Origin of the sequence: uncultured Sphingomonas sp. (genome assembly GCF_964235535.1) — a bacterium.
Classification (GTDB): domain Bacteria; phylum Pseudomonadota; class Alphaproteobacteria; order Sphingomonadales; family Sphingomonadaceae; genus Sphingomonas.
In genome coordinates, this window is sequence record NZ_CAXSBH010000072.1 from 1 (window position 1) to 9,060 (window position 9,060).

Consider the following 9,060-nt stretch of genomic DNA (forward strand, 5'->3'; position numbering starts at 1 on the left):
GGATACTGGCTGAAGCTGGCGACGCAGACGGTGACGGCGCAGGTGGCGCAGCCCAAATACCGGGTGGACACGGATACGATGGAGCGGCTGGCGGCGCGGACGCTCGAGCTGAACGGGATCGGGGTGGCGGTGGTGTCGACCGAACGGCCAGTGGTGTTCGAGCCCTATGCCGACAGCCGCGAGCTGGGCGGGTTCGTGCTGATCGACAAGGAGACAAACGATACGGTCGCGGGCGGCGTGCTGCGCTTCGCGCTCCAGCGGGCGGACAACATCCACCCCCAGGCGATCGATGTGCCGCGCGAGGCGCGCGCCGCGCAGAAGGGGCAGCGGCCCGCCGTGCTATGGTTCACGGGGCTGTCGGGAGCGGGCAAGTCGACGATCGCCAATCTGGTCGACGTGCGGCTCGGGCGGATGAATCGGCACGCATTCCTGCTCGACGGGGACAATGTGCGCCACGGGCTGTGCCGCGATCTGGGCTTCACCGACGCGGACCGGGTGGAGAACGTGCGGCGGGTGGGCGAGGTCGCCAGGCTGATGGCGGATGCCGGGCTGATCGTGCTCTGCGCGTTCATCTCGCCTTTCCGCGCCGAGCGCGATGCCGTGCGGGCGATGATGGCGCCGGGCGAGTTCGTCGAGGTGTTCGTCGACACGCCGCTTGCCGAGGCGGAGCGGCGCGACGCGAAGGGCCTGTACGCCAAGGCGCGAGCGGGGACGCTAGCGAACTTCACCGGGATCGACAGCCCCTATGAGCCGCCGGTTGAACCGGAGATACGGATCGACACGGCGGCGATGACGCCCGAGGCGGCGGCGGACCTGATCGTGGAATGGGTGATCGCGTGCGAGGCGGCTCGGGCGACCTAGTCGGCGACCGCGTCTGGACCGCTCGGTTCGGTCAGCGGCAGCCCCGCCGCCCGGCGGCGCTCAGCGCTCAGAGCCGTGTAGAGCGCCAGGCGTGAGCGCATGATGCCGCCCAGCGGGCGGTGCGCCTCGATCGCGTGGGCGGGGGAGAAGGACAGCGCATCGATGCCCGCGATGCGCGCGGGGCCGGCGGCGTCTTGCGGGGGAAAGCGGAGGATCGCGACGGGGCGATGGGGGCTCAGCGTCTCAGGCCAAGCGATGCTCGCATCCTCGATCGGCATGGCGCTCGCGTCGGTCCATAACTGCGCGGCGAGCGTGAAGGTCGCGCCGTGCCCGGCGATATGGGCGACGGCGGCCCGGCGGAGCGCGTCGGGGGCGTCGGCGTCGAAGGGCAGGTCGGGCTGCCCGTCGCCCGGAAAGGCGGCGAGCTTGGCGACGTACGCGCCCCAGCGCAGCGGCGCTTGGCTGTGGAAAGCCTCCGACAGCGGGTGGCGGCGGGGATGGCCCAGGATGTCGAGATTGGCGGAGGCGACGCCGACCGCGCCGAGCGCGCGGTTCAGCCCGCGCGCCGCCGCGGACACCGCCACCTTTGCGCCCTGCGGCAGCGGGGCGGCGGCCTCTACGGTCGAGATCGCGAGAAGGAAAGCGGCGGGGGAGGCGACGTTGAAGGCTGGGGCGTTCTCGAGCACGAAATCCTGAGTGTCGCCCGTGTGCCTCCCGAGCAGCGCGCCGGGAACGCCGAACAGCTTGATCGACAAGCCCCGGTGCGAGGAGACGCCGCGTTGGTCGAGATCCTCGCCGGGCAGGTGCGACATGCGCGCGACGACGGGGTAGCGGCGGCCGGGGACGAATATCCCTTGCGCGAGTTCGGGCGCGAGGTCGGAGAGAACGACCACCTCGCCCTTCAGCGCGGCGATCGTGGATACGTGGCTGATGCGCCCGCCCGGGCCTTCGCCGTCGCGGGCGACCTTGCCGCCGGCGCGCATGACGGCGGCGATGCGGTCGAACAGCGCGGGCTCGCCGGGATCGACGGTTTCGATATCGGGGGAATAGGCCAGCGGATCGGTCATGGACGTGACGCCAACCGGCACGGGCGGCGTGAGGTTCCAAGATCGCGCCCGGACCCACCGCGCGGCTCGACCGTTCGGTGATGCTTACCCTCCTGCAAGGCCGATCCATGTTCCTGTTCTTCTCCCGACGGCTCGGTTGCGCGGGCTCGGTGCTATTGTCGCTGGGTTTGAGCCTGCTCGTGCTGTTCCTGCTCGGATGGATCTGAGATGCGAGGATTGAGGGCGCTCGCGTCGGCGTTGCTGCTGGCCGGGTGCGGCGGGACGGCGGCGGAGCGGCCGGCGCAGGTATCCGAAGAGGACCGGGCATTCGGCGCGGAGCAGCACCCACGCCTGCTCGCCGAGTTCGGCGGAGCGTACGACGCGCCCCAGGCCCGCTATGTCGCGGCGGTGGGCGAGCGGATCGCGGCGGCGGCAGGATTGTCCGGCGAATGCGTGTTCACGCTGGTCAACAGCGACGTCGTGAACGCCTTCGCGGTGCCGGGCTGCTACATCTATCTGACGCGCGGCATGTTCGCGATCGTGGGCAGCGAGGCGGAGCTGGCGTCGGTGCTGGGGCACGAGCTGGGCCACATCGTCGGGGCGCATTCGCAAAGGCAGCAGCGGCGGTCGCTGTTCCGACGGTTGGGAGTGATCGCGATGTCGCTGACGGGATCGGAGCGGCTGACGCGGCTGGCGGGCCAGGCGGCGCAATATTTCACGCTGCGCTACTCCCGCGACCAGGAGTATAAATCCGACGATCTAGGGCTGCGGTACCTGCGCGCGGCCGGGTACGATCCGTATGCGGAAGGGGAGATGCTCGCCCGGTTGGCGGCCAATGAGCGGTTCACCGCGGAGACGGCGGGGCGCGACGAGGCGCGGTCGATCCCCGAATGGGCGCGCAGCCACCCGCTCACGGGCAACCGCGTCGAGCGGGCGCTGGAGGCGGCGCGGGCGACGGGGCTGGCGGACGACGCGCTTCCCGAGAACGAGGGGGCCTACCTGCGCGAGGTCGACGGGCTGCTGTACGGCGACGACCCGGCCCAGGGGTTCGTGCTGGGGCGGCGATTCGCGCATCCGGTGATGGGCGTTACCTTCGAGGCGCCGGCCGGGTGGACGCTGACCAACTCCCCACGCGCGGTGCTGTTGTCGGGGCCGGGCGGCGCGCGCGGCGAGTTCGGCGGCGGGCCGATGCCGGCGGGCGACATCGCGGCCTATGCGGAAGGACTCGCGGAAGCGCTGGTCGGGCAGGCCGCGGGCGACGTCGCGGGCGTGGAGCGGGGACTAGTCAACGGGTTGGAATCGGTGGTGGTGCGGATGCGGATCCAGGCGGAAGGCGGCGTCGTGCCGCTGACGGTCGCGGCCTACGACGCGGGCGGCGGTCAGGCGTACCATTTCGTGCTGCTGTCGCCGCCCGGACGGGGGACGATGCCGACGACGTCCGGAGCGGACGGCGCGCTGATCGGGTCCTTTCGACCGCTCACGCGCGAGGAGGCGATGCGGCTGCGACCGCGAATGGTGCGGACCGTGCCGGTCGGGCCGGGCGACGGCGCGGCGAGCCTGTCCGCGCGGATGGCGGACCCGAACGGCCGCGCGCTGTTCGCGATGCTGAACGGGTTGAAGGCGGGCGAGCGTCCGAGGCCGGGCGGGCGGGTCAAGCTGGTGGTCGATGCCGCCGCGCGGTGATGCGGACGGAACGGCGTTGGCCTTCATCTTGTTGATCCCGGGGCGGCAATCGGCCACCAGGCCGTGAGGGCACCGCCGGCAATTGCTCTGGCTACGGGATAGGGAAGCGGCTGTTGGATGCGGATGGACAGAGCGGCGCGCTCACGACCGCGCTGTCGAAACCAGTAGGAGAGCCGCAGGCCTGCACGGGGATAGGCGGGCTGGACGACATACTGGGCGGCGGGCTGACGCCCAACCGGCTGTATTTGATCGAGGGAACGCCGGGGACGGGCAAAACCACGCTGTCGCTCGGCTTCCTGCTGGAGGGCGCGCGGCTCGGCGAGAAGGGTCTTTACGTCACGCTGTCGGAGACCGAGCACGAGCTGCGCGCGGTGGCGGCGACGCACGGCTGGTCGCTCGACGCGCTGACGCTGGTAGAGCTGGTGGCCGAGGCGGGGCTCGACCCCGACCTGGAGCAGACGCTGCTGCATCCAAGCGACGTCGAGCTGGGCGAGACGGTGCGCGGCGTGATGGACCGGGTGGACGAGCTGCAGCCTCAGCGCGTGGTGCTCGACAGCCTGTCCGAGCTCAGGCTTCTGGCGCAGAATCCGCTGCGGTATCGGCGGCAGATCCTGGCGCTCAAGCATTTCTTCTCCAAGCGGAACTGCACGGTGCTGGTGCTCGACGACCGGACGTCGGGCCCGGGCGATCTTCAGCTTCACTCGATCGCGCACGGCGTCGTGACGCTGGAGCAGTCGGCGATCGATTTCGGCGCGGAGCGGCGGCGACTGCGGGTTATGAAGTTCCGTGGACGCAAGTTCCGCGGGGGATATCACGATTACACCATCGAGACGGGAGGCTTGTGCGTCTATCCGCGGCTAGTCCCGGCGGTGCGGCTCTACGAGTTCGCGCCGGAGCCCGTGTCGACGGGCGTGGCCGCGCTCGACCGTCTGTTGGGCGGTGGGCTCGTGCCGGGCGCCAACACCCTGCTGGTGGGACCTGCGGGGGTGGGCAAGACGACCGCCGCCGTCTGCTGCATGGTCGCGGCGCTGGAGCGGGGCGAACATGCGGCGTTCTTCCTGTTCGACGAACGGTTGCCGACGCTGCTGGCGCGATCGGCCGCGCTCGGCATGGACCTGACGCCGTACCTCCAGTCGGGACGATTGACGATCCGGCAGATCGATCCGGCCAAACTGTCGCCGGGCGAGTTCGCGGGCGCGGTGCGTCGTGCGGTGGAGGAGGACGGCGCAGGGTTCGTGCTGATCGACAGCCTGAACGCGTACATGCAGGCGATGCCGAACGACAAGTTCCTGACGCTGCAGATGCACGAACTGCTCGGCTATCTCAGCGCACGGAGCGTGGTCGCGTTGATGATCCTGGGCCAGCATGGGATCATGGGCGACCTGAAGTCGGACGTCGATCTGAGCTATCTGGCCGACGCGGTGATGCTGCTGCGCTTCTTCGAGGCGGACGGAGAGGTGCGCAAATCGATCTCGGTGGTGAAGACGCGCACGACCGCGCATGAGCGCACGATCCGCGAGTTCTGCATCGGGTTGGGCGGCGTGGTCGTCGGCGAGCCGCTGACCGGCTTTCGCGGCGTGCTGGCCGGATCGCCGGAATACCGCGGCGATATATCGGCGGCGACGGGCCCCAGCGAGCGGGAGCGGCATCCCATTGGATGACGGCGTCCTGATCCTCGCCCCGCGCGGGCGCGACGCGGCGGTGGCGGCCGACCTGCTGAGGCGGCACGGGATCGATTGCGTCGCGTGCGAAGACCTGGCCGGGCTTGCCGCTTGCCTGGCGAGGGGGGCGGGCGGAGCGCTGGTGGCGGAGGAGGCGCTGAGCGGCGGCGGGCTGGACGCGGTAACGGCGTGGCTGGCGGACCAGCCGGCCTGGTCCGATTTCCCGTTCGTGGTGCTCGCCAACGGACAGACGCGCGTGCGGTCGGCACGGGCGAACGCCACGCTCGACGGTCTGCGGAACGTGGTGCTGCTGGAGCGGCCGCTGCATGCGGAAGCGATGCTGCGCGCGGTACGGTCGGCGCTGGCGGCGCGCGGACGGCAGTATGACGCGCGCGGGCGGATCGAGGCGCTGCATGCGAGCGAGGCGGAGTTCCGCGAACGTGAAGCCAAGTTCCACGCGATCACCGACTCGGTCGACCAGATGATCTGGTCGACGCTGCCCGACGGGTTCCACGATTTCTACAACCGGCGATGGTACGATTTCACCGGGATGCCGCCGGGATCGACCGACGGCGAGGCGTGGAACGGGATGTTCCATCCCGAAGATCAGGAGCGGGCTTGGGCGCGCTGGCGGCACAGCCTGGCGACGGGCGATCCGTACGAGATCGAATATCGGCTGCGGCACCATTCGGGCGAGTACCGTTGGGTGCTCGGGCGGGCGCAGGCCGTGCGCGGCCCGGACGGCGCAATCACGCGCTGGTACGGTTCCTGCACGGACATCGGCGATCAGATGGCAGCGCGCGAGGCGCTGGCGCGGTCGCGCGAGGTGTTGGAGGCGGCGGTGGCGGCGCGCACGGCCGAGCTTGCCGAACTATATGCCAAGACGCCGGTCGCGCTGCATTCGGTGGGGCGGGATCTGAAGCTGATGAGCGTGTCGGATCGGTGGCTGACGTTCATGGGTTATGACGACCGGGCGGAGGTGATCGGTCGTCCGATCACCGACTTCATCGCGCCCGACGATCTCGGGAAGGATTTCGAACGGTACCGGGCTCAGGTGTCCGGGACCGGGGCGTTCGACGACAGGCCTTACCGGTTCGTCAAGCGGTCGGGGGAGTTGGCCGACGTGCTGGTATCGGCGCGGCTGGCGCGCGACGCGGACGGACGGATCACCCGCGCGATGGCGTCGGTGATCGACGTCACCGACCGGTTGCGCGCGGAGGCGGAGCGGGACGAGGCGGAGGAGGCGCTGCGCCAGAGCCAGAAGCTGGAAACGATCGGGCAGCTGACGGGCGGCGTGTCGCACGACTTCAACAACCTGCTGACCCCGATCGTCGGCTCGCTCGACCTGCTGCGGCGGCGACACGGGCTTGACGAGAAGTCGCAGCGGCTGATCGGCAACGCGCTGCAGGCGGCGGAGCGGGCGGCGACGCTGACCCAGCGGCTGTTGTCCTTCGCCAGGCGGCAGACGCTGCAACCGCAGGCGGTCGACGCGGCGGCGCTGGTCGAGGGAATACTCGACCTCGTCGCCCGCTCGCTGGGGCCGACGATCCGCGTCGCGGTCCAGGTGGAAGGCGCGCCGCCGCCGGCGACCGTCGACCCCAACCAGCTGGAGCTCGCGATCCTGAACCTCGCGGTCAACGCGCGCGACGCGATGCCCGATGGGGGGACGCTGTCGATCGAGGTCGCGGCGCATGCGGCCACGGGCGACGACGGGTTGACCGGGGGGCGCTACGTGCGCGTGGCCGTCGTCGATACCGGCGTCGGCATGGATGCGGCGACGTTGAAGCGGTGCGTGGAGCCGTTCTATTCGACCAAGGGCGTCGGCAAGGGCACAGGGCTGGGGCTGTCGATGGCGCATGGGCTGGCAGCGCAGTCGGGCGGCGTTCTCAAGCTCGACAGCGAACCGGGGGTGGGCACTCGCGCCGAGTTGTTCCTGCCCGCCGCCGAGGGAGCCGCGGCGGCGACGCACGCGCATCCGGCAATCGTGCCCGCGCTCAGGCGTGCGTCCGTGCTGCTGGTCGACGACGAGGAGCTGGTCAGGAGCGGGACCGCCGACATACTCATCGATTTGGGGCACACCGTCGTCGAGGTCGCCTCGGGCGCGCAGGCGCTGGCGGCGCTTCGCGGCGGCGTGGAGGTCGATCTGGTCGTGACCGATTACCTGATGCCCGGCATGACAGGTGCAGCGCTGATCCGCGAGCTGCGGGGATCGTGGCCGCGGATGCCCGTGCTGCTGGTGACGGGCTTCGCCAACACCGCCGCCGACGTGCCGGGCGACGTGCCCAAGCTGGCCAAGCCGTTCCGCCAGGCGGATCTGTCGGCGCGCGTCAACGATCTGCTGGAACGATCGGCGATCCGCGCCGCGCGGACGCCGCCGCGCCTGCGGGCGGTCGAGTAGCGCGCCGGGATCACCGCGCGTCCTGCGGGGCGAGCGCGGTTTCGAGCGCAGCGGAGTCGAGTTCCCCCTCCCAGCGCGCGATGGCGAGCGTCGCCACGGCGTTACCGATGAAGTTCGTCAGGCTTCGGCATTCGCTCATGAACCGGTCGACGCCCAGGATCAGCGCCATGCCGGCGACGGGCACGGACGGCACGACCGACAGCGTGGCCGCGAGCGTCACGAACCCCGCGCCGGTCACGCCCGCCGCGCCCTTGGAACTGAGCATCGCGACCCCCAGCAGCAGGAGCTGATCGCCCAAGGACAGGTCCGTGTTCGTCGCCTGCGCGATGAACAGCGCGGCCATCGTCATGTAGATGTTGGTGCCGTCCAGGTTGAACGAATAGCCCGTCGGCACGACCAGCCCGACGACGGGACGCGACGCGCCCGCGTGCTCCAGCTTCTCGATCAGCGCCGGGAGGGCCACTTCCGACGAACTGGCACCCAATACGAGCAGCAGTTCGCGGCGAAGATAGCGCAGCAAGGCCGTGATCGAATATCCCGTCCAACGCGCCACGGCCCCCAGCACCACGAAGACGAACAGCGCGCTGGTCGCGTAGAACGCGCCGACCAGCGCGGCCAGGCTCCATAGAGAACCAAGCCCGTAATTGCCGACGGTGAACGCCATCGCGCCGAACACGCCGACGGGGGCCGCGTACATGATCAGCCCGACGATCCTGAACAGCACTTCGCCCAACCGCCGCACCGCTTCCGCGATCGGCGCGGCGCGCTCCCCCGAAAGCATCAGCGCCACCCCGAACAGGATGGCGAGCAGCAATGTCTGGAGGACCTCCCCCGAGGTGAAGGCGCCAACCGCCGTGTCCGGGATGACGTTCAGCAGGAAGTCTGTAACGGTTCGCCCCTGCGCCTTGGCCTGATACCCGGCGACCGCGGACGAATCGAGCGTCGCGGGATCGATGTTCAACCTCGCGCCCGGGCGAAGCAGGTTGCCAACGGCCAACCCGACCGCCAGCGCCAATGTCGAGAAGACGAGAAAGTAGCCGAGCGCTTTTGCGCCTACGCGGCCCATGCGCTCCAGGCTGGTCATGCCCGCGATGCCGGTGACGACCGTGCAGAAGATGACCGGGGCGATGATCATCTTGATCAGCTTGATGAACGCGTCGCCCAGCGGCTTCAGGGAAGCGCCGAAGGCCGGGAACAGATATCCCGTCATCGCGCCCGCAGCGAGGCCGACCAGTACCCAGAAATACAACGAGCGGTGGAGGCCTGCGCGCGTCGAACCTGCTGGGGAGGCCGCCGATGTCGTCATGCCCGTCCACCCGCCCCTCTTGCCGTTATCCCAGTTTACGCGGAGTTCGGTCACGAAAGTAAAGGACGCAGCGTGGCCCGGGTGGAATGCAGCCGTTGGCGCGCC

The 9,060-nt window shown here is 70.1% G+C and carries 7 protein-coding genes; 5 read left to right on the top strand and 2 right to left on the bottom strand.

The annotated features are described in order from the left end of the window. Positions 1 to 861: adenylyl-sulfate kinase (cysC, locus tag ACFE7F_RS14780; protein ID WP_375404616.1), on the top strand; the 861-nt coding region annotated here is incomplete at its 5' end. Here cysC and ACFE7F_RS14785 read toward each other — a convergent pair. Next, entirely contained in the window at positions 858 to 1,928 is a 1,071-nt protein-coding gene (locus tag ACFE7F_RS14785; protein ID WP_375404617.1) for a catalase family protein, read from the bottom strand. The genes cysC and ACFE7F_RS14785 overlap by 4 nt on opposite strands. 80 nt (positions 1,929 to 2,008) lie before the next feature. Between ACFE7F_RS14785 and ACFE7F_RS14790 the strand changes: the two genes are divergently transcribed. From ACFE7F_RS14790 to ACFE7F_RS14805, 4 genes are all read left to right on the top strand, one after another. After that, positions 2,009 to 2,134 carry a hypothetical protein gene (locus ACFE7F_RS14790; RefSeq protein WP_375404618.1) on the top strand — a complete coding sequence of 42 codons (126 nt, stop codon included), beginning with the start codon at positions 2,009 to 2,011 and terminating at the stop codon, positions 2,132 to 2,134. Between the two features lies 1 nt (position 2,135). Continuing rightward, positions 2,136 to 3,590 (top strand): M48 family metalloprotease, encoded by a 1,455-nt coding sequence (locus tag ACFE7F_RS14795; RefSeq protein ID WP_375404619.1) that lies wholly within the window; start codon positions 2,136 to 2,138, stop codon positions 3,588 to 3,590. A 191-nt stretch (positions 3,591 to 3,781) separates the two neighbouring features. Continuing rightward, the gene (locus tag ACFE7F_RS14800) at positions 3,782 to 5,251 is read left to right on the top strand and encodes an ATPase domain-containing protein (protein WP_375404621.1); all 1,470 of its coding nucleotides are present in this window, start codon (positions 3,782 to 3,784) and stop codon (positions 5,249 to 5,251) included. Next, positions 5,244 to 7,649 carry a PAS domain-containing protein gene (locus tag ACFE7F_RS14805; RefSeq protein ID WP_375404620.1) on the top strand — a complete coding sequence of 802 codons (2,406 nt, stop codon included), beginning with the start codon at positions 5,244 to 5,246 and terminating at the stop codon, positions 7,647 to 7,649. Before ACFE7F_RS14800 ends, ACFE7F_RS14805 begins: the two co-directional genes overlap by 8 nt. Positions 7,650 to 7,659: 10 nt before the next feature. On the opposite strand, the gene dctA is transcribed toward ACFE7F_RS14805, so the two are convergent. Next, the gene (dctA, locus tag ACFE7F_RS14810) at positions 7,660 to 8,955 is read right to left on the bottom strand and encodes a C4-dicarboxylate transporter DctA (protein WP_375404622.1); all 1,296 of its coding nucleotides are present in this window, start codon (positions 8,953 to 8,955) and stop codon (positions 7,660 to 7,662) included. Positions 8,956 to 9,060 lie beyond the last annotated feature (105 nt).

Bases quoted from the DNA above. Each gene is read 5' to 3' on its own strand.
- ACFE7F_RS14795 (WP_375404619.1), top strand. From the start codon at position 2,136: ATGCGAGGATTGAGGGCGCTCGCGTCGGCGTTGCTGCTGGCCGGGTGC.
- ACFE7F_RS14790 (WP_375404618.1), top strand. From the start codon at position 2,009: ATGCTTACCCTCCTGCAAGGCCGATCCATGTTCCTGTTCTTCTCCCGA.
- dctA (WP_375404622.1), bottom strand. From the start codon at position 8,955: ATGACGACATCGGCGGCCTCCCCAGCAGGTTCGACGCGCGCAGGCCTC.
- ACFE7F_RS14785 (WP_375404617.1), bottom strand. From the start codon at position 1,928: ATGACCGATCCGCTGGCCTATTCCCCCGATATCGAAACCGTCGATCCC.